At 67.8% G+C, this 23,351-nt stretch carries 28 protein-coding genes and 1 tRNA gene; 16 read left to right on the top strand and 13 right to left on the bottom strand.

The genetic code is table 11. The features are described 5' to 3' along the window. Positions 1 to 88 precede the first annotated feature (88 nt). Positions 89 to 865 carry a bifunctional 2-polyprenyl-6-hydroxyphenol methylase/3-demethylubiquinol 3-O-methyltransferase UbiG gene (locus CJZ78_RS06725; protein ID WP_094560134.1) on the bottom strand — a complete coding sequence of 259 codons (777 nt, stop codon included), beginning with the start codon at positions 863 to 865 and terminating at the stop codon, positions 89 to 91. A gap of 22 nt (positions 866 to 887) precedes the next feature. Beyond that, complete coding sequence (locus CJZ78_RS06720) at positions 888 to 1,625, bottom strand: queuosine precursor transporter (protein WP_094560133.1); 738 nt, start codon at positions 1,623 to 1,625, stop codon at positions 888 to 890. A gap of 42 nt (positions 1,626 to 1,667) precedes the next feature. On the opposite strand from CJZ78_RS06720, the gene truB reads away from it, so the two are divergent. Together truB and CJZ78_RS06710 are read left to right on the top strand one after the other, a co-directional pair. Beyond that, on the top strand, positions 1,668 to 2,573 hold the full coding sequence (truB, locus tag CJZ78_RS06715) for a tRNA pseudouridine(55) synthase TruB (protein ID WP_094560132.1): 906 nt from the start codon (positions 1,668 to 1,670) through the stop codon (positions 2,571 to 2,573). A gap of 27 nt (positions 2,574 to 2,600) precedes the next feature. Further along, on the top strand, positions 2,601 to 3,386 hold the full coding sequence (locus CJZ78_RS06710) for a YebC/PmpR family DNA-binding transcriptional regulator (protein ID WP_094560131.1): 786 nt from the start codon (positions 2,601 to 2,603) through the stop codon (positions 3,384 to 3,386). Between the two features lie 19 nt (positions 3,387 to 3,405). On the opposite strand, the gene CJZ78_RS06705 is transcribed toward CJZ78_RS06710, so the two are convergent. Both CJZ78_RS06705 and CJZ78_RS06700 read right to left on the bottom strand, forming a co-directional pair. Continuing rightward, positions 3,406 to 4,140, bottom strand: coding sequence for a glucosamine-6-phosphate deaminase (locus tag CJZ78_RS06705; RefSeq protein WP_369802034.1), 735 nt, complete (start codon positions 4,138 to 4,140; stop codon positions 3,406 to 3,408). Between the two features lie 8 nt (positions 4,141 to 4,148). Then, the gene (locus CJZ78_RS06700) at positions 4,149 to 5,327 is read right to left on the bottom strand and encodes a SpoIID/LytB domain-containing protein (RefSeq protein WP_094560235.1); all 1,179 of its coding nucleotides are present in this window, start codon (positions 5,325 to 5,327) and stop codon (positions 4,149 to 4,151) included. 167 nt (positions 5,328 to 5,494) lie between these two features. Between CJZ78_RS06700 and rnz the strand changes: the two genes are divergently transcribed. Both rnz and psbV read left to right on the top strand, forming a co-directional pair. Beyond that, on the top strand, positions 5,495 to 6,454 hold the full coding sequence (rnz, locus tag CJZ78_RS06695; RefSeq protein ID WP_094560130.1) for a ribonuclease Z: 960 nt from the start codon (positions 5,495 to 5,497) through the stop codon (positions 6,452 to 6,454). 98 nt (positions 6,455 to 6,552) lie between these two features. After that, positions 6,553 to 7,116, top strand: coding sequence for a photosystem II cytochrome c-550 (gene psbV / locus CJZ78_RS06690; protein WP_094560129.1), 564 nt, complete (start codon positions 6,553 to 6,555; stop codon positions 7,114 to 7,116). A gap of 79 nt (positions 7,117 to 7,195) precedes the next feature. Here psbV and CJZ78_RS06685 read toward each other — a convergent pair whose 3' ends face one another. From CJZ78_RS06685 to serA, 4 genes are all read right to left on the bottom strand, one after another. Continuing rightward, positions 7,196 to 7,606 (bottom strand): hypothetical protein, encoded by a 411-nt coding sequence (locus tag CJZ78_RS06685; RefSeq protein ID WP_198953856.1) that lies wholly within the window; start codon positions 7,604 to 7,606, stop codon positions 7,196 to 7,198. A 135-nt stretch (positions 7,607 to 7,741) separates the two neighbouring features. Next, the gene (locus CJZ78_RS06680) at positions 7,742 to 8,041 is read right to left on the bottom strand and encodes a ferredoxin (protein WP_094560128.1); all 300 of its coding nucleotides are present in this window, start codon (positions 8,039 to 8,041) and stop codon (positions 7,742 to 7,744) included. Positions 8,042 to 8,182: 141 nt separating this feature from the next. Further along, positions 8,183 to 9,112, bottom strand: a complete 930-nt coding sequence (gene prmA, locus CJZ78_RS06675; RefSeq protein WP_094560127.1) for a 50S ribosomal protein L11 methyltransferase — start codon at positions 9,110 to 9,112, stop codon at positions 8,183 to 8,185. Beyond that, on the bottom strand, positions 9,112 to 10,698 hold the full coding sequence (gene serA, locus CJZ78_RS06670) for a phosphoglycerate dehydrogenase (protein WP_094560126.1): 1,587 nt from the start codon (positions 10,696 to 10,698) through the stop codon (positions 9,112 to 9,114). Before serA ends, prmA begins: the two co-directional genes overlap by 1 nt. 82 nt (positions 10,699 to 10,780) lie before the next feature. Here serA and CJZ78_RS06665 point away from each other — a divergent pair, with 82 nt between their 5' ends. From CJZ78_RS06665 to CJZ78_RS06640, 6 genes are all read left to right on the top strand, one after another. After that, on the top strand, positions 10,781 to 11,284 hold the full coding sequence (locus CJZ78_RS06665) for a hypothetical protein (RefSeq protein WP_094560125.1): 504 nt from the start codon (positions 10,781 to 10,783) through the stop codon (positions 11,282 to 11,284). 15 nt (positions 11,285 to 11,299) lie between these two features. Next, positions 11,300 to 12,085: a photosystem II S4 domain protein gene (locus CJZ78_RS06660; RefSeq protein WP_094560233.1), complete on the top strand. Its 786-nt coding sequence runs from the start codon at positions 11,300 to 11,302 to the stop codon at positions 12,083 to 12,085. Between the two features lie 48 nt (positions 12,086 to 12,133). Then, positions 12,134 to 12,205: transfer RNA gene (locus tag CJZ78_RS06655), tRNA-Val, on the top strand. 47 nt (positions 12,206 to 12,252) lie between these two features. After that, positions 12,253 to 13,671 carry a UDP-N-acetylmuramoyl-L-alanine--D-glutamate ligase gene (gene murD / locus CJZ78_RS06650; protein WP_094560232.1) on the top strand — a complete coding sequence of 473 codons (1,419 nt, stop codon included), beginning with the start codon at positions 12,253 to 12,255 and terminating at the stop codon, positions 13,669 to 13,671. Between the two features lie 54 nt (positions 13,672 to 13,725). Further along, complete coding sequence (locus CJZ78_RS06645) at positions 13,726 to 14,184, top strand: EVE domain-containing protein (RefSeq protein WP_094560124.1); 459 nt, start codon at positions 13,726 to 13,728, stop codon at positions 14,182 to 14,184. Continuing rightward, the gene (locus tag CJZ78_RS06640) at positions 14,181 to 14,945 is read left to right on the top strand and encodes a hypothetical protein (RefSeq protein WP_094560123.1); all 765 of its coding nucleotides are present in this window, start codon (positions 14,181 to 14,183) and stop codon (positions 14,943 to 14,945) included. The genes CJZ78_RS06645 and CJZ78_RS06640 overlap by 4 nt, the downstream gene beginning before the upstream one ends. On the opposite strand, the gene CJZ78_RS06635 is transcribed toward CJZ78_RS06640, so the two are convergent. From CJZ78_RS06635 to CJZ78_RS06625, 3 genes are all read right to left on the bottom strand, one after another. Further along, positions 14,932 to 15,138: a DUF2811 domain-containing protein gene (locus CJZ78_RS06635; RefSeq protein WP_094560231.1), complete on the bottom strand. Its 207-nt coding sequence runs from the start codon at positions 15,136 to 15,138 to the stop codon at positions 14,932 to 14,934. The two genes, CJZ78_RS06640 and CJZ78_RS06635, sit on opposite strands and share 14 nt — an antisense overlap. A 419-nt stretch (positions 15,139 to 15,557) precedes the next feature. Beyond that, a complete protein-coding gene (locus tag CJZ78_RS06630) occupies positions 15,558 to 15,938 on the bottom strand; it encodes a DUF1818 family protein (RefSeq protein WP_094560122.1) in 381 nt (126 codons plus the stop codon). A gap of 22 nt (positions 15,939 to 15,960) precedes the next feature. Further along, the gene (locus tag CJZ78_RS06625) at positions 15,961 to 16,191 is read right to left on the bottom strand and encodes a DNA-directed RNA polymerase subunit omega (RefSeq protein WP_094560121.1); all 231 of its coding nucleotides are present in this window, start codon (positions 16,189 to 16,191) and stop codon (positions 15,961 to 15,963) included. A 63-nt stretch (positions 16,192 to 16,254) separates the two neighbouring features. Between CJZ78_RS06625 and CJZ78_RS06620 the strand changes: the two genes are divergently transcribed. The 3 genes from CJZ78_RS06620 (at position 16,255) to CJZ78_RS06610 (ending at position 19,043) form a co-directional block, all read left to right on the top strand. Beyond that, the gene (locus CJZ78_RS06620) at positions 16,255 to 17,835 is read left to right on the top strand and encodes an Hsp70 family protein (protein WP_094560120.1); all 1,581 of its coding nucleotides are present in this window, start codon (positions 16,255 to 16,257) and stop codon (positions 17,833 to 17,835) included. 106 nt (positions 17,836 to 17,941) lie between these two features. Then, positions 17,942 to 18,781: a hypothetical protein gene (locus tag CJZ78_RS06615; RefSeq protein ID WP_233128550.1), complete on the top strand. Its 840-nt coding sequence runs from the start codon at positions 17,942 to 17,944 to the stop codon at positions 18,779 to 18,781. A gap of 43 nt (positions 18,782 to 18,824) precedes the next feature. Next, positions 18,825 to 19,043 carry a ferredoxin-thioredoxin reductase variable chain gene (locus CJZ78_RS06610; protein WP_094560119.1) on the top strand — a complete coding sequence of 73 codons (219 nt, stop codon included), beginning with the start codon at positions 18,825 to 18,827 and terminating at the stop codon, positions 19,041 to 19,043. Here CJZ78_RS06610 and pyrR read toward each other — a convergent pair. Further along, positions 19,040 to 19,582: a bifunctional pyr operon transcriptional regulator/uracil phosphoribosyltransferase PyrR gene (gene pyrR / locus CJZ78_RS06605; RefSeq protein WP_094560229.1), complete on the bottom strand. Its 543-nt coding sequence runs from the start codon at positions 19,580 to 19,582 to the stop codon at positions 19,040 to 19,042. The two genes, CJZ78_RS06610 and pyrR, sit on opposite strands and share 4 nt — an antisense overlap. Positions 19,583 to 19,781: 199 nt before the next feature. Between pyrR and gpmI the strand changes: the two genes are divergently transcribed. The 3 genes from gpmI to msrB are packed head-to-tail and all read left to right on the top strand — an operon-like array spanning position 19,782 to position 22,107. Next, a complete protein-coding gene (gene gpmI, locus CJZ78_RS06600) occupies positions 19,782 to 21,353 on the top strand; it encodes a 2,3-bisphosphoglycerate-independent phosphoglycerate mutase (RefSeq protein ID WP_233128549.1) in 1,572 nt (523 codons plus the stop codon). 24 nt (positions 21,354 to 21,377) lie between these two features. After that, complete coding sequence (gene secG, locus CJZ78_RS06595) at positions 21,378 to 21,608, top strand: preprotein translocase subunit SecG (protein WP_094560118.1); 231 nt, start codon at positions 21,378 to 21,380, stop codon at positions 21,606 to 21,608. A gap of 16 nt (positions 21,609 to 21,624) precedes the next feature. Next, a complete protein-coding gene (gene msrB, locus CJZ78_RS06590; RefSeq protein ID WP_094560117.1) occupies positions 21,625 to 22,107 on the top strand; it encodes a peptide-methionine (R)-S-oxide reductase MsrB in 483 nt (160 codons plus the stop codon). Here the strand turns inward: msrB and CJZ78_RS06585 are convergent. Further along, entirely contained in the window at positions 22,065 to 22,985 is a 921-nt protein-coding gene (locus tag CJZ78_RS06585) for a LysR substrate-binding domain-containing protein (protein WP_143592864.1), read from the bottom strand. The two genes, msrB and CJZ78_RS06585, sit on opposite strands and share 43 nt — an antisense overlap. Between the last annotated feature and the right edge of the window lie 366 nt (positions 22,986 to 23,351).

Below are 23,351 nucleotides of genomic sequence, written 5' to 3'. Positions count from 1 at the left end.
CCCGGCGAGCCGATCTTCAAGCACCAGCCGGCGGACAACCCCGCCGGCTTTTTGATGGCCAGAGCCCCGCGCCCGCTCAGGGGACCCTTCAGGCCAACCGGTAGGCCCGGGTGGTGATCAGATAGGGGTGGAACACCTCCAGGAAGCGGCTTTGGAGTGTGCGGAAGAAGGCCTCCACCAGCTCAGGGGCGTCGAAGTGGAAGGGGTACTCGCCCTGAAACCCCTTGAAGAAATACCAGTTGAGCAAGGCAATCCCTTCCGGTGCTAAGCGTTCGGCGAAAATTTCCAGCTGGGCGGCCGGATCGCTGAGGTGCTCGAGCACATCCAGGCAGACGATCGTGTCGAAGCGCGCGGGCAGGGCCGGATCGGCCAGATCGCGGAAGCAGCGCAACTTGCCGGCCAGGCCAAGCTCGGCGGCGCGGACCTCCACGAAGGCGCGGTTGTGGGGGTTGAGATCCACAAACCACACCTGCTCCACCTGGGGAAGGGCTGCCGCCGCCAAGGCATGGCTGCCGATGCCGCCACCGAAGTCGAGCACCTGACCGGCCGCAAAGCGCTGCTGAAGGCGCAGAGTGTCGGCGATGTAATCGGCACTGCCGAGGTGCCAGGCGGCCAACTCGAGCAGATGGCCGGTGCCCACGGCGTCTTCGTAGAACTGCTCCACCTGGTTGGGATCAAAGGCCCCCGGATGCAGGGCAGCAAGATCGTTGGTGCTGCTGGGCAGGCGGCGCTCCAGCTCCGGCAAGGCGATCTCAAGGAAAGCGGCCAACTGGGGCCGCAGGGCAAAACCATCGACCAAAAACTGCTCCACCGTTAAGGGTGAAGCCAGCGCCGCCCCCTCTTGCCTCTCCACCACCAACGCCATCCCTGTGCAGGTTGAGGCCAACCTAGGTGCCGGGATTCGGGGCCCCTTCAGGCACCCCGTCGAGCAACTCGGCTCCGTCGCCGGGCACCTCCAGCCAGCGCCGCAGCCAGGCCACCAAGCCATAAAAGGGCAGGGTGTCGGCCAGGGCGGCGATGAGTTTGAACAGGTAGCCGCTGGCGATGAACGAGGCCAACTGGGGCAGCACCGGCTCGCCGGCGCGCACCGGCAGCAGATGGCTGGCGTAGTGGCTGATCAACACCACCGCCGTGGTGTCCACCAGCTGGCTCACCAGGGTGGAGCCGTTGTTGCGCAGCCACAGGGCTTTGCCGCCACTGACGCGTTTCCAGAAATGGAACAGGCGCACATCGGTGAACTGGGCTGCCAGGTAGGCCACCATCGAGGCCCCCACCGCCCCGAAGGCCAGGCGGCGCACCTCGAAGAAGGTGGCCTCCGGCGCACCGGCCAGACCCGGCAGGATGCCACCGAGCCAGAGGATCAGCACGATCCAGCCGTTGAGCGCCAGGCCCACCCACACCAGCTGCCCGGCTTTGCGCTCACCCCACAGCTCACTGATCAGGTCGGTGCAGAGGAAAGTGACCGGATAGGGCAGGGCGCCCACAGCCACCACGATCGGCCAGGAGCCGATGCTGCCCAGCTGCAGAAAGCGGGTGAGCCCGAGGATATTGAGCATGCCCATGGTGCCGAGAAAGATGCCGGCCAGCACCAGAAACGCGAGGTCACGGCGCTGCTGCAGGGTCATCGAGGCCGAACATGGGACCCTGCAAGGCTGACGCTCCGATCCATGGCTGACCAGCCCTGCGGCTTTCTGGTGCTCGACAAGCCCGCCGGCCTCACCTCCCACGCCTGCGTCGGCCGGGTGCGGCGTGCCTACGGCCTGCGCCGCGTGGGGCATGGCGGCACCCTGGATCCCGCCGTCACCGGCGTGCTGCCAATCGCCCTTGGCCCCGCCACCCGGCTGCTGCCCTACCTGGAGGGTGACAAGACGTACCGGGGCGTGGTGCAACTGGGGGTGCGCACCGTCAGCGACGACCTGGAAGGAGAAGTGCTGAGCCGCGCCGCCGTGCCCGCCCTGACGGCGGCCGATCTGGAGGCGGCCCTGGCGGCCTTTCGCGGCCCGATCCAGCAGGTGCCGCCCCAGGTGTCGGCGGTGCATGTGGACGGCCAGCGGGCCTATGCCCGGGTGCGCCAGGGGGAGCAGCTGCAGTTGGCGGCCCGGCCGGTGACCGTGCAGCGGCTGGAGCTGCTGGGCTGGGATGCCGCGGCCGGCAGCCTGGAGCTGCTGGTGCGCTGCTCGGCCGGCACCTACATCCGCGCCCTGGCACGCGACCTGGGGGAGGCACTGGGCTGCGGCGGCGCCCTGGCCGGGCTGCGACGCACCGAGGCCCTGGGCTTCAGCCTCGAACAAGCCGTGCCGCTGGAGCGTCTCGAGCAGGCGCCCCTGCCGCCCCTGCTGGATCCCCTGGCGGCCCTGGCGCACCTGCCCCGACGGCAGCTGGATGAAACAGAGCAGGCGGGCTGGCGATGCGGCAGGGCCCTGGCCGCCGCAGCGCCCCTGGAGCCCGGCCAGGAGCTGGCTGCCGAACAGCCGGTCGCCGTGTTGGCCCCGGATGGCAACCTGGCCGGCATGGCCCGCGCCAATGGCACCGGCCTGCTGCAGCCGAAGCTGGTGTTCAACGCCACTGGCTGACCCCGCCGTTTTTCCCCGCACCCTCCGATGGCCGGCCACAGCAAGTGGGCCCAGATCAAACGCACCAAAGCGGTGGTGGACGCCAAGCGAGGTGCCGTGTTCACCCGGCTGGGGCGGGAAATCACCGTGGCAGCCCGGGGTGGAGCCGACCCAGCTGGCAACTTCCAGCTGCGCACGGCGATCGAGAAGGCCAAGGCCGCCGGCGTGCCCAACGCCAACATCGAGCGGGCCATCGCCAAGGGCTCCGGGCAGGGCAGCGGCGCGGGCGATGCCTTTGAGGCTGTGCGCTACGAGGGCTATGGCCCCGGCGGGGTAGCGGTGCTGATCGAGGCCTTCACCGACAACCGCAACCGCACCGCCGCCGACGTGCGCCTGGCCTTCAGCAAACACGGCGGCAACCTGGGCGAGACGGGCTGCGTGGGCTACCTGTTTGAGCAGCGGGCGGTGGTGCGGATCGAGCAGCCCGGCCTGCAGGAGGAGGCGCTGCTGGACAGCTTGCTGACGCTGGAGGAGCGGGGCGGGCCAGCAGCCCTGGGCTACGAGCTCGATGGCGAGGGGGCCGAGGTGTTCGGCGCCTTCGAGGCCCTCGAAGCCCTACAAGACGGCCTGCGCCACCAGGGTTTGCCCGTGGGCGGCTGGGAACACCGCTGGATTCCCCAGACCGCCTGCCCCCTCGGCGACGAGGACAGCCTGCGGGCCTTCTACCGCATGCTCGACGCCCTCGACGACCTCGACGATGTGCGCAGCGTCACCAGCAACCTGGAGGCCAACGAGGATCTGATGCAGTCCGTGCTGGCAACGCTGATGGGCTGAACCAGCCCGCCAAGCCCGCTTAACCAGCCAGGGCTGCGGCATCGGCGATCACCGTGACCGCGGGATGGCCCTGCAGCCAGCTGGCCGGGAGGTTGTCGTGGGGCGGCTCCTCCAGAACGCGCCGCAGGATCCCGGCCTTGGCCGTACCGGTCACCACCAGCAGAATCCGCTCGGCCGCCAGGATCTCCAGCATTCCCAGGGTGATGGCCCGGGCCGGCACTGCCCCTGCATCGCCGCCGAAGGCGCCGGCGTTCTGGGCGCGGGTGGCGGGGCTCAGCTCCAGGCAGCGGCAGGGGGCCTCGGCAGCGCAGGGGGGTTCGTTAAACCCCACGTGGCCGTTGCCACCCAGGCCCAACAGCTGCAGGCCCAAGCCCCCGGCGGCGGCCAGGGCCGTCGCATAGCGGTGAGCTTCGGCCTGGGGATCAGTCGCCAGGCCATCGGGCAGCCGCACCTGATCCGCCCGCAACCCCAGGGGCCGCTGCAGCTGATCAGCCATGAAGGCGGCAAAGGAGCGTGGATCGTCGGCCGCCAGGCCCACGTACTCGTCGAGGTTGAAACTCAGCCAGCCATCGCGGATGGCCTGCCGCTCCTGAGGCCTGAGCCGGCCCAGCTGCAACCGCAGCGCCGCATACACGGGCTCCATGGTGCGCCCGGTCGCCAGGCCCAGGGGCTTGGGCAACTCAGCCTGCTGTGCCTGACACACCCGTTCGGCCACCGCCGTCGCCACGGCCTGGGCGTCTGGCAACGCGAGCAGCTCCACGCTCAGGGGCTGGTGTAAGGACGCAGCTCGGTGCCGCGGTAGTAGTGGCGCAGGATCTGGTCGTAGCTCTGGCCCCGTTGGGCCAGGCCGTGGGCCCCCCACTGGCTCATGCCCACACCGTGGCCGTAGCCGCGGCCGATCGCCAACAGCGACGGCGGGGGCACCTGCACGGGCGGCTGGCCCCCCGGATCAAACGGCTGGGACGGCAGGGGCGGCAGGGGCGGCAGGGAGGGAGGAAGGGCTGCCAACTCGGGGGCTAGCACTTCAAAGCGCACCAGGGTGCTCTTGAGGCCGAGGCGACTGCGCAACTTGGCACCCGTGAGCACCAGGGTGCCGCTGGGGCCAATCACCCGGGCTTGGCGAACCCGTCCTGAGCCGGTGGTGGCGAGCACCTCGATGCGCTGGGCTCCGCCGATCTCGCCGAAGGCCTTCTGCAGCTGCTCGGGCTCCAACCGCTGCTCCCAGGCGTGCACTGGACTGTGCTGATCGAAATCGGGAACGCTCACCAGGTAGGGGAGCTGCTGACTCCAGAGATCGCCGCTGTTTTCGGTGCTGCCGCCGGCGCTGCTGTGAAAAACCGCATTGGCCAGGCTGGAGCCGTAGATCAACACCTGACCGCGGGTGCTGGCCACCGCCTGGCGGGTGGAGGGCGTTTCGGCATCGACGCCCTTGTACACCTGGCTCGACACGGTGGCGCTCACGTCAAAGGGGGCCGTGGGCTTGCGCTGTCGCAGGGCATAGGTGCGGGCCGCCACCGCCTGGGCCCGCAGAGCCGCCTGGGGCCAACTGGCCGGCATCTCGCTGCCCACCACGCTGGGCAGGTAAGCCTCCAGGGGCACGTGGTTGATGGCCCGCACCGCAGAGGCGCCCACCAGGAGCTGCAGACGCCCGCGGTAGCCCCGCTGCTGCAGCTGGAAATCGGCCCCATCGCCGGAAGGCCGCGCCGCCGGCTCGAGCCAGAGCTCGGACATCTGGGGCAGGCGCTCCACGGCACCGCCGCGCTCCAGCACGAGGTCGCCGGCGGCGAGCTGCAGCACCACCGACTCACTGGGGGCCAGCAACCAGCGCTGGCTGCCGGCCCGAAGCACCAAGGGCTGCTGGCCTGCCGCCAGCGGCATCCGGTCAGCCTCCAGCAGCAGCACCCGCACCTGGGGCTCAGCAGCCTGGGCCTGCAGGGCCATGGGGGCCGCCCCGGCTAGCACCACAGCCGCCGCGGGCCCGGCAACGAGCCAGGTCGCCGACCAGGAGAGGACGCGCTGGCGAGGGGAAGGCGGCGCCAAAAGAAAGATTCCTGCTCAGGGGATTCATTGTGCCCGGCGTGGCAGCATGCGCCAGAGGCGGCACGACCGTGCAGGTCACCTTTTTAGGCACCAGTTCCGGCGTGCCCACCCGGGGCCGCAATGTGTCGGCCGTGGCGCTGCGGCTGCCCCAGCGCAGTGAATTGTGGCTGTTCGACTGTGGTGAGGCCACCCAGCACCAGTTCCTGCGCAGCGAGCTGCGGGTGAGCCAGCTGCGGCGGATCTTCATCACCCACATGCATGGCGACCACGTGTTCGGCCTGCCGGGGCTGCTGGCCAGCCTGGGGCTGGCGGGCACCTGCACGGGCATCGATCTCTATGGCCCCGACCCGCTGCGCGACTACCTCGAAGGGGTGCTGCGCACCTCCTCCACCCGCATCGGCTACCCGCTGCGCACCCACAAAGTGCAGCCCGCCGCCAGCAGTGGCGCCCTGCTGCTCGACGACGACGACCTCACCGTGCGTTGCACCCCGCTCACCCACCGGGTGCCGGCCTTTGCCTACCGGGTCGACCAGAAACCGCGGCCCGGCCGCTTCGACGTGGAGCGTGCCCGGGCCCTGGGCATCCCGCCCGGCCCGGTTTATGCCGAGCTCAAGGCTGGCCGCAGCGTGACCCTGGACGATGGCCGCATCATCAAGGGCGCCAGCCTTTGCGGCCCCGACCGCCCGGGCGCCAGCGTCGTGTATTGCACCGACACCGTGTTCTGCGCGGCGGCGGTGCAGCTGGCCGCCGGGGCCGACCTCCTAATCCACGAATCCACCTTCTCCCACGCCGAGGCGGAGCTGGCCTACCAGCGCCAGCACTCCACCAGCACGATGGCGGCCCAAACGGCCCTGGAGGCCGGCGTCAAGCAGCTGGTGCTGACCCACCTCAGCCCCCGCTACATGCCGGGCAATGCGATGACCCCCGACGACCTGGTGGCGGAAGCCCGGGCCATCTTCGCCAATACCGTGGTGGCCAAGGATTTCCTCAGCATCGACATCACGCCACCCGAACCGGCCACGGCCTAGGCCTGCAACAGTTCGCGCGATTCCGCTCCGGAGGGCCCTTCCCCCGTGATACAAGGTCTCCGATGCGGTCTCTCCCGCCTACCCGCCGGCTTTTCCCAATGGCCTCCTCCTTCTCCTCGGCTGCCTTCAGCAGAGCCACCTTCAGCAGGGCCACCTTCCGCAGGGGTGTTCGCGCACTTGCCCGAACCCTGTTGGCCCTGCCCCTGGCTCTGCTGTTGTGCATGGGCTTCGGTGGCCCGGCCCTGGCGGCCGCGTGGAGCACCGAGCAGCTCACCGTGCCGGCCAGCCCCGATGGCACCCTGGTGACCTTCAGCGAGCAGGAGATCAAAGCCGGCCGCAAGGTGTTCAATAGCAGCTGCGGCGAGTGCCATGCCGGCGGGATCACCAAGACCAACCAGAACGTGGGCCTCGACCCCGAGACCCTGGCCCTGGCCACCCCGTCCAGGGACAACGTGGAGGCCCTGGTTGACTACATGAAGGACCCCACCTCCTATGACGGGGAGTACAGCATCGCCGACGTCCACCCCAGCATGCGCAGCAGCGACATCTTCGTGAAGATGCGCGATCTCGACGACGACGATCTGCGTCTGATGGCCGGCTACATCCTGGTGGCCCCCAAGGTGCAGGGCGTGCAGTGGGGCGGCGGCAAGATCTACTTCTGATCGCGTCCCATCTGAACCGATCCCCCATCAGCCGGTGCCCCAGCGCCGGCTTTTTTGTGGCCCGTTTTGGGTGCCCGACTCAGGGGCGTTGCTCAGGCGTCACCGACTGGCCGGGAGGCTGGCTGTTGGCATGGTCGAGGGAGGCCGGCAACTTGCTGTACCACCACTCCTGCAGGCCTGCCCCCAGACGCACCGGAAACAGGGTCATGACCGTGCGGGTGGGTCGGGCTCCCGGCTGGAGCAGCTCCACCGCATAGGAGGGACAGCGGCGCGAGGCCAGATCGGGAACAAAACGCCGGCCGATCCGCCGCCAGCTGGGCTCCTTGCTGCGCCAGGCCAGGCGGCAGCAAGGCCAGGGCAGCTCCTCGCGATCAAACAGACGGCAACAGGGGCCCAGCACCCGATAGCTGTACTGGCCTCCAGGGCTGGTGTGCTCGCTCCCCGGCTCCAGCAGGACTTCGACGGTGCCGCGTGTGGAGGCTCCCCGCAAAGGGGTTGTCTGGCCTGACACTGAACAAGGCTCCAGGATGACAATAAAAAGCCACCCCGCAGGGTGGCAAACAAGCTTGGATGATTCAAGGGGCGCCAGCCAGGACCTGACTGGCGCCTCGCAGGGACCCCGAGCTCAGTAAAGCTCTTCTTCAGCGTGGGTCTTGATGGTGCAGTCGCTGGTGGGGTAAGCCACGCAGGTGAGCACGAAACCAGCTTCGATCTGGTCGTCGTCGAGGAAGCTCTGATCGCTTTGGTCGACGGTGCCGGCGGTCAGCTTGCCAGCACAAGTGGAGCAGGCGCCTGCACGACAGGAGTAGGGAAGATCGATGCCCTGCTCTTCAGCGGCATCGAGGATGTACTGGTCGTCAGGAACCTCGATGGTCTTGTTGAGGCCTTCGCTCTCGCTGATGAGGGTGACCTTGTAGGAAGCCATGAAAAGGGTTGGGGCTCACAGGCACCCGGAAGCCGGGCCTGTAGGACACGCCCTTCATACATCCGCCGCACGCCTTTCCTGCTGATTTGCGCGCCAGGATCCGGGAAGCCCAATCAAAGCCAAGGCACAGATCAGCGTGCCTTATGCAACACGCCGGATCGTCATCAGCCCCCACTGGCTCTGCTGGGCCGTGAGCTCCGCCCGCCAACCCTGCTCAAGCAGCTCATGCTGCAGGGCCGGGGCCTGATCCACCAGCAGGCCGCTGAGCAGACCGACGCCGTGGGCGGCCAGCACCGTCTCAAAGGCGGGGCAGAGGGCCTGGATCACCGGCGCCAGGATGTTGCAGAGCAGCAGATCGGCCGGCTGGCCGTCGAGCAGGGCAGCCAGAGCCTCTACCGAGCCCAAGCCCACCCGCACCTGGGACGTGAGGCCGTTGAGGGCGGCATTGTCCGCGGTGGCCCGCACCGCCAGGGAGTCGGTATCGGCCGCCGCCACCGAGGCCGCGCCCAGGCGCAGGGCCGCCAGGCCCAGCACGCCGCTGCCGCAACCGAGGTCGGCCACCCGCAGCCCGGCCAACTCAAGGCCCTCGAGGGCCTCCAGGCAGAGACGGGTGGTGGGATGGCTACCGGTGCCGAAGGCACTGCCGGGATCCATGGTGATCACCAGACGCTCGGCATGCTCGGGCGGACAGGGGAGCCAGGCGGGGAGGATCAGCAGGCGCTGGCCCACCGGGTCGGCCTGCCAGTGCTGCTTCCAGCTAAGGCTCCAGTCTTCGTCGGCCTGCTCACTCCAGCGGATCGGGGGCAGGACCAGGCCAAAGGTCTGCGCCAGGGGGGCCAGGGCTCGCTCCAGCTGGCAGCGCTCCGGTTCGGGCCAATCGATGGCCGGCAGCCAGGCCACCAGCTGCCGCTCACCGGGATCTTCGGGCCGGTGCTGCACGGCCACGCGGGAAATCCCCAGGGCCCCGAGCTTCCACAGCAGGGATTCCTCAAGCTCGGGTAGCGCCGCCAGCTCCAATCGCCACCAGCTGGGGCCGGCGCCGAACGGGGCGCCGCCAGACGCGGCCACCATCAGAGGGTGACCGGATGAGCTTCCTGGATGCCGTTGATCGCGTGCACCGAGGCCAGCAGGCTGGGCGGAATGGGATCGTCGAGGCTGACCACCATCACGGCATCGCCGCGCACGATGCGGCGGCCCACCTGCATGGAGGCGATGTTGACGTTGTGCTCGCCCAGCAGGGAGCCCAGCTGGCCAATGATCCCGGGCATGTCGCGGTGCCGGGTAAACAGCATGTGGCGACTCGGGGCCACGTTCACGGGGAACTCGTCGATGGTGGTGATGCGCAGCTCACCCTCGGCGAACACGGCTCCAGTCACGGTGTGGTTGCCATTGGAGCCCTTGGAGCTGAGCTGCAGCGAGCCGCCGGCGAAATCACGGCTGGCATCGTCCTTCACCTCCAACACATGGATGCCACGCTCCTTGGCCTCCAGGCTGGCGTTCACGTAGTTGATGCTGTCGCCCAGGGCCGTGGAGAGCAGGCCCTTGAGGGCTGCCACCACCAGCGGCTGGGGAGGATGGGCCGCAAAGTCGCCCTGGAGCCGCACCTCCAGCTCATTGATCGGGCCACCCGCCAGCTGGCTCAACAGTTGGCCGAGGGTTTCAGCCAGCTGCAGATGGGGCTTGAGCTGCTCCATCACCTCGGCGTTGAGGCCAGGGATGTTGACGGCACTGCGGGCCGGCAGACCCAGCAGCACGTCGCGAATCTGCTCGGCCACATCGATGGCCACATTCTCCTGGGCCTCTTCGGTGGAGGCGCCCAGGTGGGGGGTGAGGATCAGCCGCTCCCGCACCTGGCGCAGGGGCGAACCGGCGTCGAGGGGCTCATTGGCATACACGTCGAGGGCGGCGCCGCCGATGGTGCCGTTGTCCACCGCTTCGGCCAGGGCCGCCTCGTCGATGATGCCGCCGCGGGCGCAATTGACGATGCGGGCTGTTGGCTTCATCGTCTTGAGCAGCTCAGCGTTCACCAGGTTCTCGGTGTCCGGCGTGCGCGGCAGGTGCAGGCTGACGAAGTCGGCTTCAGCAAACAGGGCCGGCAGGGGCAGCAGGCGCACCTGCATCTGCTGGGCCCGCTCCGCCGACACGAACGGGTCGTAGGCCATCACGTCCATGCCCATGGCCTTGGCCACCCGGGCCACATGGGAGCCGATCTTGCCCAGGCCCACCACACCGAGCTTTTTTTTGTAGAGCTCGTTGCCAACGTATTTCTTGCGATCCCAGCCGCCGGCCATGGTGCTGGCGTGGGCGTGGGGAACATGGCGCGAGAGGGCCAGCATCAGCGCCAGGGCCTGCTCAGCGGCGGCAATCGTGTTGCCCTCGGGGGAGTTCACCACCAGCACACCCCGCCTGGTGGCCGCTGGCACATCCACGTTGTCCACCCCAACACCGGCACGGCCGATGATCCGCAGCTTGTCGGCGGCTTCAATAATGTCCGCGGTCACCGTGGTGCCTGAGCGGATCATCAAGGCGTCGTACTCGCCAATGATCGCCTTGAGCTCTTCAGGCGGCAAGCCGGTGCGCACATCGACCGTGGCCACCTGGGACAGGATGTCGATCCCCGCCTGGTCGATGGGATCCGAAACGAGAACCTTTGTCATGCCCGGCGGTTGGGAGGGTGAGCCGGCGGTGCAGTGTAGTGAGCGGCGAGAATCCCTCCATCCTCAAAGAGTCGAGCGCAGCGTGGGCACGAGTGTGGTGGTGGTGTTGAACGACCGCAAACGCCTGCATCAATTGAAGGACCGACTGGCGGAGTTGCAGCCGCCGATGGTGCGGTTGGAGGCCATCGGCGCAGGCGAGCAGACCCTGGCGGAGGTGGAGCGGCTCAATCCGGCGGTGGCGCGGCGCAACCGCCAGCGCTCGATGGCCCGCTGGCTGATCCCTTTTGGCTTCCTGGCCGGCCTCACCTTCACCTACATCACCGACCTCGACACCTTTGCCTTTGCTGGCGCTTGGAGTCAGCACCTGATCGGCGCCCTGTTGGGCATGGGCTCGGGCTGGATGGGCAGCTTCGCGGCGGCGGCAAGCGTGCGCTCAGAAGAAGACGACCGGATCCGCAGCCTGCGCAACCGGGTGGAGGAGGGGCACTGGCTGCTGCTGGCCGAAACCGCCAATGGCGTTGAGATGCCGTGGATCAGCCTGCAGCAGGCCAAACCGTTGGCCGTGGTGCGCCTGGGCGATGGCTAGGCAGGCGTGGATCTGATGCTGCCGCGGCGCGACCTGCTGGAGGGCAGCAAGCACCCCCAGGAACTGAAGGCCGTGATCAACGCGGCCGACCAGGCCCTGCGCACCTGGGAGCCGGTGTGGACAGCCTTTGTGGACGCCGAGGTGTGCGAGGAGGCCGAGCAACGGCTGGGCGACCTGAGCGAACTCAGCCTGAGCAGCAGCGGTGGCTACCCGGGAGCTGAGCGGCGGCGCCTGCTGCTGCTGCGTCGCGAGGCGGCCCTGGAGCCCAACGCCGTGCCCCAGGCACTGATGGGCCTGGAGATCAGCGGCAACTTCCTGTTCGATCCCGCCGAACGCGCCGATTTCCGGGCAGGGCTGCTCGCTCTCGGTGCACAGTCCGACAGCCTGGGCGATCTGTGGGTGCGGGGCGATCGGGGCGCCCAGGCGGTGCTCACCGCCCAGCAGGCGATGGCCCTTGCTGGGCTGAGCACCACGGTGCGCACGGTGGAGGTGCAGCTGGAAGCCCGCCCCCTCGATCAGCTGCAGCTGCCCGCCGCGCGTCAGCCGCGGCGCTTCCACACCGTGGAGGCCTCCCTGCGTGTGGATGCGGTGGCCTCAGCGGGCTTCGGGATCTCGCGTAGCCGCATGGCCGAACTGATCCGCCAGGGCAGCGTGCGACTCAACTGGCAGCCCATCTCCAGCGCAAGCCGCCTGCTGGCAGCGGGAGATCGGGTGCAGCTGGAGGGCCGGGGCGAGCTACGGCTTGAGACCATCACCGCCACCAAGCGGGAGCGCTGGCGCATCGAGCTGGTGCGCTGCTGAGGTGGTGCGGCCCCCAGCAAACCGATCTGTAAAGTGAGCGAGCTTCTGGGGCGATTAGCTCAGAGGTAGAGCACTACCTTGACACGGTAGGAGTCACTGGTTCGATTCCAGTATCGCCCACTTTGATCGCCCACGTTCCTGACTGAAGATCAGCTGCAGTGTCCGAGATGGCAGTCACGGCAAGCGGTTTGACCGTGGTTGTGGGTCTGGCTCGCTCCGGGATCGGCGCAGCTCGGTTATTGCACCATCTAGGGCGCGCCGTGATGGTGATCGACAACCAGAGCGGTCCTGCCCTCGAAGCCAAAGCCGCCGCGCTGCGGCAGAGCGGCATCCCTGTCCAGCTGGATGCCCCCCTCCACCCCGACACCTTTGCTGCCCTGACGGCGCCCCTGGCTGCGGTGGTGGTGAGCCCGGGGATCCGCTGGGATCACCCCACCCTGGAAGCGCTGCGCCGCCAGGGCATCCCCACCCTGGGCGAGCTCGAGCTGGCCTGGCAGGCCAACGATGCTGCCGTGCCCTGGATCGGCATCACCGGCACCAACGGCAAAACCACCGTCACCCACCTGGTGAGCCACCTGCTGCAGCACGCCGGCCTGGATGCACCCATGGGCGGCAATGTGGGCTTTTCCGCCGCCGAGCTGGTGCTGGAGCAGCGGCAACGCAGCACAGCGCCGCCCGACTGGTTGGTGATGGAGCTCAGCAGCTACCAGATCGAAGCGGCCCCGCAGGTGGCCCCCGACGTGGGCATCTGGACCACCCTGACGCCGGACCATCTGGAGCGCCACGGCAGCCTCGATGCTTACCGCGCCATCAAACGCAGCCTGCTGGAGCGTTCCAAGCTGCGCATCCTCAACGCCGACGACCCCGATCTCCGGGCCCATGCCAGCAGTTGGGACCAGGCCACCTGGATCACCGCCGGCCAGCGCAACGACCTGCCCGCCACGATCCACCCCAGCCTCTGGATCGAGAACGGCCAGGTGATGCGCGCCGTCAAGCCTGGCGCTGGTGCGGCAGCCGAACCCTTGATGGCCGCCGACAGCCTGGCCATGCCCGGAGCCCACAACCGCCAGAACCTGCTGATGGCCGCCGCCGCCGGACTGGCCGCCGGGCTCTCAGGCCCCCAGATGGAGCAGGCCTTCCGGGCTTTTCCCGGCGTACCCCACCGGCTCGAGCGAATTCGCGATCAGCAGGGCATCTGCTACTTCAACGACAGCAAAGCCACCAATTACGACGCTGCCGAAGTGGCGATCCATGCCTTGGAGGGCCCCCTAGTGGTGCTGGCCGGCGGCGAATCGAAACGCGGCAATCCCGCCGGCTGGCTCGCCGCGCTGCAACACAAAGCCGCTGCGGTGGTGCTGTATGGCGCTGCTCGGACGGAATTCAGGCGCCTGCTCGAGGAGGCTGCGTTTGCGGGGGTGGTGCAGTGCTGCCCGGGTCTGGCCGAGGGGGTACCCCTGGCCGCCGAACTGGCAACAACCCTGCACTGCCGCGCCGTGCTGCTGTCACCCGCCTGCGCCAGCTTTGATCAATACAGCGACTTCGAAGCCCGCGGCGATCACTTCCGGCAACTGGTCGCCGCGCTGTAGCGGCCCAGAGGTCGACCTCTAGCATCCAGTCCAGAGCCGTCCGCAGCGACGCCCATGGCCTTTTGGTTGATGAAGAGCGAGCCCGATGTCTACGGGATCGACCATCTGCAGCGGGAGGGCACCACACTCTGGGATGGCATTCGCAACTACCAGGCCCGCAACTTCATGCGGGCCATGCAGATCGGCGACCAGGCTTTCTTCTATCACTCCAACACCAAACCACCCGGCATTGTGGGCCTGATGGAGGTGATCGAAACCCAGCTCATCGATCCCAGCCAGTTTGATCCCAGCTCGAAATACTTCGACCCCGCCGCCACTCCGGAGCGCCCCCGCTGGGACTGCGTCCGTCTGCGGTACGTACGTCACTTCGACAGCCTGCTGAGCCTGGATGCCCTGCGGGACAACTTCAGCCCAGAGGAGCTGGGGGTGGTGAAACGGGGCAATCGGCTCTCGATCCTGCCGGTGAGCGTCAGCAGTGCCGAACAGCTGCTGACGCTGCTGGAATCCCCATGAGCAATCTGGCGCCACGCCACCAAAACCCATTGGCGATTCGCAGCGCGGTCGAGCGGGGCTGGGCAGCCTTTGCCTGCAGCCCCTGGGCGTTGATGGGATTCACCCTGATCGGTGGTGGCATCAATCTGCTGAGCCAACTGCTCTACCGCCATCAGAGCAAGCTGGTGATCTCGCTGCTGGGGCGGCCCGATCCCCTGCCGATTGCCCTGGCGGGCTTCGCCTGGATCCTCTATGTGATCACGGGTCTCTGGCTCGTGGTGGGGTTGATGCGTGGAGCGCTGCTGGCCCTCAACCAACAGCGGCCCCGGCTGGGCGACCTGCTGCGGGTGGATGGACGGGCCATGCTGCGCTGTTTCGGGATGCTGGTGCTGATCCTGGCGGTGCTGGCGCTGATCGTGCGCCTGGCCCAGGCCAGTTCGTGGTTGCTCACTCTGATTCAGCCGGTGCTAGCCCCGCTACCGCTGCTGGCGGGCCTTGCCGCTGTGATCTACTTCAGTGCCGACCAGATTCTGAGCCTGCCGCTCACCCTGATCGGCGGTCTCAATCCCTTGGCGGCCTTCCGTTGCAGCCGGGCTGCGACCGACCCCCACTGGCTCCAGTCTTTGGGGCTGGCCATGGTGCTGCTCGGCCTGGTGCTGGCCGGTTTCCTGGTGCTGCTCGTCGGGCTCGTGGTCACCCTGCCGCTGGCAGCCTGCACCCTCACGGCGGCTTACCAACAGCTGTTCGGCCCCGACGACCGGGGCCGGCTCACGGGCTCCTGAAACCGACCTGGGCGGGGAACAGATTGGCCAGATAGCAGCGGGTCACCCCGCGGCTGTGCAGGCCGTTCTGCACCAGAAAGCCAGCGAGGGCTGCCTGGAACAAGCGGTATTGATCCCAGTTGGGATGCTGCGCCATGAAATCGTGCATCGACGCCAACAGCACCTCCGGCACCTCGGCGTGAAAGCTGACCATCGCAGCAGCCGCTGACTCAGGCTCCTCAGCAGCCTGGGCGACGCTGGCTGGACGAGCATCAACAGTGGTCTGCAACTCCATTGGGGCTCAACAAAGACTTGGCACCAGTTCTCCACATCCGCTCACAACCGTCAAATCGCCGTTCCACGCCCTACAACCAGGGCTCCCAGGCTGAGATCGCCTGCCCCTCAAGGAACCTGCACCCGGCCCACCCCGCCGGGGCCGCTGCGGGAGGTAACCGCGGGCGCTGTCAAGGGGAAAGCAGACAACGGCACCATTCTCCCCAGAGCCAAGCCCCAGACCCAGATCCGGGCCCCTGGCCTGGGGAAAACCTGGGCAAAACACCCGCGATTCTTGGGGGGCAAGCGGGAAAGCGACCGTGATCAGCACTGCTGATCAACACCCAGATTGGCCGGGTCTCAGCTGGGATCGTTCTGGGCCAAGGCCGACACGAGAGCGGCCACCAGGGCCACGCTGGCCTCGGGCCGCCAGCCGCCCTCCACAGCCCGGCTCCGTGAGGCCGGCGTGAGCACAAACCGCAGCTGCCACACCTCTCGGCCGCCCTCCAGGGCCATCCAGAGCGGGCCCCGCTCCAGCTCCAGGCTGATCGTCTCCTCCACCATCAGCTGGTCGACCAGGCCGTGATGCTCCTGCACCAAGTGGACCAGTCCCTCTTGCAGCCCCTGCGCCTCATCGGCGGTCAGCTCCACCGCCCAATCCTGGCCGCCGATCAACACAGCAAAGGGGTGGCGGCCTGGATCCACCAGCCAACGCCACCCCTCACCCTCCTGCACCTGCATCCTGAACCTGCCTGGGCCAGCCTCAGCCAGGCAGCAGGTCGGGCTGATCCTGCTCGTCGCTGAGCTCAACAATGGCCCGCTGCACGGGCTTGATCATCGAGTCGTCGAGCAGGCCATCGAAATCATCGAAGCGGCGTTGCTTGGCCCGGAAGGCAATGCGCACCGTGGTGAGGTAGCGGTTGCTGGAATGGCGAATCAGGCTTTCGGCCCGCTGGGCCAATTCCTTGGGGTTGAGATCAAGACCGCTCTGCATAAACACCACCTTGATGGAGCAAGCCTAAGTCAGCAGCGGCAGCCCCCTGGCTAGAAGTGGGGGATGGGCGGCACCCTGGCGATCGATCTGGGCAGCAGCACCACGGTGGTGGCCTACCAGGCACCCGGCGCAGCGGCGCAGCTGCTGGCCTTGCCGCCCTACAGCAACAGTGAACCGGTGGTGGTGCCCACCCTGCTCTGGCTCAGCGAACCCGCCCCATCCCGGCCCCTGATCGGACGCCAGGTGCTCGAGGCCGGCCTGGCCGATGGCGACGATCCCCAGCTGCACCGCGACTTCAAACGCCAGATCGGCGCAGCCCCCGCAGTCGGATCTGCCGCCATGGAGCCCGCCCCAGGCAACGGCCTGCCCCTCTCGCCGGAGCAAGCCGGCGCCCTGCTGCTGCGTCGGCTCTGGGCGGCGCTGCCCGCCGACCTGGAACCGCAGCGGCTGGTGCTCACGGCCCCGATCGACAGCTACCTGCGCTATCGCCAATGGCTGCAGGAGGTTTGCAGCGAGTTGGCCGTGCCCGAACTAGCCCTGGTGGACGAACCCACCGCCGCCGCAATCGGGGCGGGCTTGCCGGCCGGCAGCACGGTGCTCGTGGTGGACCTCGGTGGCGGCACGATCGACCTCTCCCTGGTGGCCCTGGAAGGGGGCGAGGGCAGGCCGGCACCGATGGCCCAGCTGCTGCGCTTCGCCGGCCGCGAGTTGGGGGCCAGCCGCCAGGTCCTGCGCTGTGCCCGGGTGATCGGCAAAGCAGGCCTGGCCCTGGGGGGCCGGGATCTCGACCGCTGGATCGCCGCCGAGCTCTGCCCTGGAGCACCGCTGAATGGTGCGCTGCTCCAGGCTGCAGAAAATCTGAAGTGTCAGCTCAGCAGCAAGGAAGAGGCCCTGGCGCTCTGGAGTCCCCCGGGGCCAGGCCAGCCGCCCCAGCCCCTGCGGCTGAGCCGCAGTGCCCTCAACAACCTGCTGCGGCAACGGGGCCTGCTCGCCCAACTCGATGGCCTGCTGGAGGAGGTGCTGGCCGCGGCCCGGCGCGAGGGCCTGGCCCTGCAGCAGATCACCGCCGTGCTGCCGGTTGGAGGCAGCAGCCGCATCCCCCTGATCCGCCAATGGCTGAGCGAGCGCTGCAGCGGCGTGCCCCTGCGCGACGAGCGTCCGGTCGAAGCCGTGGCCCTCGGGGCCCTAGCGCTCACACCAGGCGTTCAGGTGCGCGACGTGCTGCGCCATGGCGTCAGCCTGCGCTGCTGGGACCAGCGCTCCGGTCGCCACCACTGGCAACCCCTGTTTGTGGCGGGGCAAGCCTGGCCCAGTGAGCGGCCGCTGGAGCTGGTGCTCGCCTCCAACAACCCCGACCAACGCGCCCTGGAGCTGGTGTTGGGAGAACCCGACAACGAACAGCGCAGCGAAGTGGTGTTCGAGGGCGGCCTACCGGTGCTGCGCCAGCGACCAGCGGGTCAGGGCCGGGTCCGGGCCTGGAGCCACCAGCCCCCACCCGTGGCCCTCGACACCCCGGGCCAGCCCGGCGAGGACTGCCTGCGGCTGGCCTTCCAGGTGAATGGTCAGGGCCAGCTGGTGCTGGAGGCCACCGACCTGCGCAGCGGCCGGACTGCGCAGGCGCGGGTGCTGGGTGCCGTGCGCTGAGCCCCCATGCGCTGAGCCCCCTTGCGCCAAATCGGTGGACGCCACAGGCGCTGCCCCCGCAAGGGTGCATTTGGCCCCATGCGCCCATAAAACGGAAGCTGTCTCCATGAGCCCCGCCTTGGCCCTGCGCCGCCACAGGCTGCCCCGATTCTGGCTCGGCCTCACTCTGGGTCTGGTGGCCAGCGGCGTCGGGGCGGCCTACTGGTGGGAGCAACAGCTGCCGCAACGCCTGGAGCAGGCCGCCCGGGGAGGCGATCTCGAGGCCTGCCTGCGCTACAGCGAACAACTCGAGGCCCTGCGCTGGCTCGGTGGCCAGGCCCCGGCCGAGCAGGGCAACTGCCGGCGCCGCAAGGCCGCCCAGCTGTGGCAGCAACAGCAATGGAGCCCCGCCCTGCAACTTCAGCTGCAACTGGTGAATTCCCAGGCCGGCCAAGCGGCCGACCGTCAACAGCTGGTGGTGTGGCAGCAGTCTCTGCAACAGAAGGCGCTCAGCCGCTTCCAGGAGGGCGACCTGCCCGGCGCCCTGGCGCTCCTGGCCGAGATGGGCGACGACCAGCGGAGCGACGGCAACAGCCTGGGGGACAAGTTGCGTGAAAACTGGACCCGCAACCGACTGCAGTTCGAGCGCGCCAAACGCCTTGGCGATCAACAGCGCTGGTGGGAAGCCCTCGATGCCCTGACCCGCATCGACCATCCCTGGTGGAAAACCCACAGCCGCGATGTGCAGGCCAAGGTGACGCAAAGCATTGAGAGCCTCAAGGGCCAGGAGCGCGAACGGGACGCCCACGGCCAACTGCCGCACACGGTGCCCGACTCACAGCTCGACGCCCAGGTGCGCCAGCGGATTGCCAGCGGCATGGACGAATGGTCGGCATTCCAGGCCGCCTGCCGGGCCCTGGGCGGCAGGGTGGTGGAAGCCGGACCAGAAACGGCCTGCAAGCGATGAGTGGCGCGTGACAGGATTAGCCCCGTCTCCAAACTTCGAGGCCATGCAGCCAGGTGATCAGGTCAAGGTCTCCCACAGCGTGGTCGTCTACCACCACCCCCAGCACCGCGGCGAGGCCTTTGACCTGCAGGGTCAGCAAGGCGAGGTGGTGACTGTTCTCAACGAGTGGAAGGGACGGGTGATCAGCCCCACCCTGCCGGTGGTGGTGGCCTTCGGCAAATTCCGGGCCCATTTCCGAGGCGACGAACTCGAGCCCGCCTAGATCTCCGGCCTCACCAGGTACACCCCTTCCTCCCCATCGATCCCCTGCAGGCAGAGCTGGATCGATTCTTGGCGGCTTGTCGGCACCACCCGACCGCAGAAGTCGGGTTGGATCGGCAGCTCCCGATGGCCACGATCCACCATGGCCAGCAAGCGCACCCGCTTCGGCCGTCCCCAGGCCTGCAGGGCCTCAAGTGCTGCCCGCACGGTGCGTCCCGTGAAGATCACATCGTCCACCAGCACCACCTCACGCCCATCCAGCGCCACCGGCAGATCGGTGGGCTGGGACAGTCGGGTTCCCACCCGCCCCAGATCGTCCCGATGGAAGGTGGGATCCACTGTGCCCTGATCGATCGGGTGAGCCGTCATCGCCGCCAAGCGCTGGGCCAACACCGCGGCCAACGCGACACCGCGGGTGGGGATTCCCAGCAGCACCAAGTCCCGACTGTTGGTGACACTCTCCAACACTTGGGAGGCCAGCCGGTCGAGGGTGCGCCCCAGATCCTGGGCCGAGAGCAGTTCAAGCCGATCGATCAGCACCGATTGGGTGTCGCCAAAGGCTGACCGTACCGGGATCGGCGGGGATCGCAGCACATCTGCACTGTAAGTTGGATTTGGAAGGCGTTGGTCCCAACGCCGCTAGGTGAGACGGGTGACAACAATTCCCTCCCAGCAGCAATCCACCCTGAACGCAGGCTCACCTCCGGCGTTTCGAGAATCTGCGGCTGTCGCCCCCGTCGTGCTCGCCATCCTGGATGGCTGGGGCTACCGCCACGAAGACGAACACAACGCCATTCGCGCCGCCAGCACCCCGGTGATGGATGCCCTCTGGCACGCCTATCCCCACACCCTGATTGAAGCCAGTGGGTCGGCCGTTGGCTTACCTGACGACCAAATGGGCAACTCGGAAGTCGGACACCTCACCATCGGCTCTGGTCGCATCATCCGCCAGGAGCTGGTGCGCATCAGCCAGGCCGTCAAGGACGGCAGCCTCGCCGCCAACCCCGCCCTCAACGCCCTGGCCGATGGCCTGATCCAACGGGGAGGCACCCTGCACCTGATCGGCCTCTGCTCCGACGGGGGCGTCCATAGCCATATCACCCACCTGGGTGGGCTGCTGCGCTGGGCTGCAGCGCGGGGTCTGTCAGATGTCTGCGTGCATGTCATCACCGATGGCCGCGACACCGACCCGAGCAGCGCCCCCCGATTCGTCGCCCAGGTGCAGGATCAGATCAGCCGGGCTGGCGTCGGGCGGATCGCCACGCTGTGCGGCCGCTACTGGGCGATGGACCGCGACAACCGCTGGGACCGCACCGAGAAGGCCTACCGCCTCTACACCGAACCAGCCCCCATCTCCGAGCTCAGCCCGGTCAATGCCATCCATGCCTCCTACGCCCTGGACATTGGCGATGAATTCCTGGAGCCCCTGCGCCTGGCCGAGGGGCTGATTGAGGCGGGCGATGCCCTGGTGTGTTTCAACTTCCGCCCCGACCGGGTGCGGCAACTGATTCGGGCCCTGGTGGTGCCCGACTTTGACGGCTTCGAACGGGAGGCGATCACCCCACTCGATGTGGTGACCTTCACCCAATACGAGAAGGGCCTACCGGTGGCGGTGGCCTTCCCACCGGAATCCCTGGATGGCCTGCTGGGACAGGTGGTCTCCGAGGCTGGACTGCGTCAGTTCCGCACCGCCGAAACGGAAAAATATCCCCACGTCACCTATTTCATGAATGGGGGGATCGAGCAGGCCTTCCCAGGCGAAGACCGCCATCTGGTGCCCTCACCCCGCGTCGCCACCTACGACCAATCCCCCGCCATGTCGGCGAGCCAACTCACCGACAGCTGCATCGCTGCCATCCAAAAGGGCATCTATTCCCTGGTGGTGATCAACTACGCCAACCCCGACATGGTGGGGCACACCGGCAAGATGGAGGCCACCACAGAAGCGATCAGCACCGTGGATGCCTGCGTGGGCCGACTGATGGAGGCCACCAATCGCATGGGTGGCACCCTGTTGATCACCGCCGACCACGGCAACGCCGAGACGATGGAAGGGCCCGATGGCCGCCCCTGGACCGCCCACACCACCAACCCGGTGCCCGTGATCCTGGTGGAGGGCGAAAAGCGCAAACTGCCCGGCCATGGCACCAATGTGCTGCTGCGCGACCAAGGCGGGCTGGCCGACATCGCCCCGACCATCCTCGAAATCCTGAACCTGCCGAAACCAGCAACGATGAGCGGCGCGTCGCTGGTCTTGCCCGCAGGCACCACCGCCGACGCCAGCCGCATCCCCCAGACGCTGGGCGTTTAGCCTGCGTCCATCAGCGGAGAGGCCATGATCACGTCTGTGTTGTCGTGGGTGTGGATCGGCAGTGGCGTGCTGCTGATCATCAGTGTGCTGCTGCACAGCCCCAAGGGCGACGGCATGGGCGGTCTGGCCGCCAGCGGCGGGTCCATGTTCACCAGCGCCCGCAGCGCGGAAGCCACCCTCAACCGCATCAGCTGGACGCTGCTGGCCATCTTTCTGGGGCTGGCCGTGGTGCTCAGCGCCGGCTGGCTGAACTAGGCACGCTCGGATGACAATGCCGCGCCGCAACCTACTGGTGGCCCTGGGATCCAGCCTGGGTGCCTTCTTCACCGGTGCCTCCCGCGCCGAAGCCGCCTCCAAAGCCCAGGATCCGGCCTGGCAGCTCAGCGAAGCCGCCTGGAAACAACGGCTCAGCCCGCCCGCCTACAAGGTGCTGCGCCAGGAAGGCACCGAACGGCCCTTCTCCAGTCCGTTGAACGGCGAAAAACGTGCGGGCACCTATCTCTGCGCCGGCTGCGCTTTACCGCTGTTCAGCTCCAAGGCCAAATACGACAGCGGCACCGGGTGGCCCAGCTTCTGGCAACCCCTGCCCAACGGCATCGCCACCAAGCTGGATTTCAAGCTGATCGTGCCGCGCACCGAATACCACTGCCAGCGCTGCGGAGGCCACCAAGGCCATGTCTTCGACGACGGCCCCAAGCCCACCGGCAAGCGTTATTGCAACAACGGCGTTGCGCTGACCTTCAAGCCCGGCTGATCGCTCAGCAGCACCTCCACAACCTCGAGCCCGGCGGCCAACTGGGTGGCCCTGCCGACCAGTGCGGCCAGCAGGCTGCGCAGATGGGAGCGGGCGACAAACTCCCGTTTCACCACCAGGGCCTCCCCGACTGTGATCGGCAAGGTGAGCGGCAAGGGCACGCAGCCATCCAAGAAGCCCGTCACCCGCTGCAGGGGCGTGCCGAAGCCGATCATCAAGTCCTCCACGGGCACCGTGTCAAACCAGCAGGCCTGCTGGACACGCCGATCCCGCTCCGGACACGACCAGAGGTTGTGGTCTTCGAGGATGCGCTGGGCCTTGGGGAAGGCGCCATCGGGCAACGGCAGCACGGGGTAGTCGGCCAGATCCGCGAAGGAGAGCCGATCACCACGCTGCAGGAGCGGGTGACCGGGCCTCACCATCATGTGCAGCGGCATGGCCGTGAGCTGGATGGCGTGCAGGTCGGGATGGTCGGGGAGATCGGGTGCGGAGCAAAGCCAGGCATCGATCACACCATGGAGCAACAGCTCGTGCGGCCGCTGGTATTCGAGATAATTGGAGTTGCCGCACGTCCAGGCGTCGGGCAGCTGCGTGGCCAACAAATGGCCGCACCAGTGTTGGCTGTCAAGCCGCAGGCAGCGGCCTTGCCGCCACCGCAGCAGCTGATGCACGGCGCGCTCCAGATCAATCAGAGCTTGGTCTCCTTGCAGGCACCATTCGCCTGCCCGTTTCTGCATCGCCAGGCCAAACACCTGCAGACAGCGGCGGCTGTGGCGGCTCACCGTCGACTGGGTGCACTCGAGATAGGCGGCAGCGCGCTCACCGGTGCGCAGCCACAACAGGGCATCCAACGCCGCCAACACCTCCACTGAGACCACTCAGAGCGCAGCCATAGTTGGGCAACCGTAGTGTCACCAATTCACTAAAAAGCGCGAATTCAGCCGAACACCGCACAATCTCGCAGACCTTGCAGTTTCTGCATAAACCCCCCAGCTCACAAGCCGACTCGGGCCAGAAAAACTGGATCAAAGTCGACCTCGGCGTGGTTGCGAACCATCGGCAGATAGTGCCGATGCAGCTGTATCAGCAGAGCCTGCAGCCTGGGATGCTGGACATAGTCCCGCCGAACCACCAGCGCATCGCCCGACTTGATTACCCAGCTCACTCCGCGACGGCCACCCAGGCCCTATATAGTGGTACACAAATACCAGTCCGGTCATGGCGCGCAGCGGCATCCAATTCCA

The organism is Synechococcus sp. 8F6 (genome assembly GCF_002252665.1).
GTDB lineage: Bacteria > Cyanobacteriota > Cyanobacteriia > PCC-6307 > Cyanobiaceae > Cyanobium_A.
The sequence above is the reverse complement of the archived record's forward strand: the minus strand, read 5'-3'. Positions and strand labels throughout refer to the sequence as shown.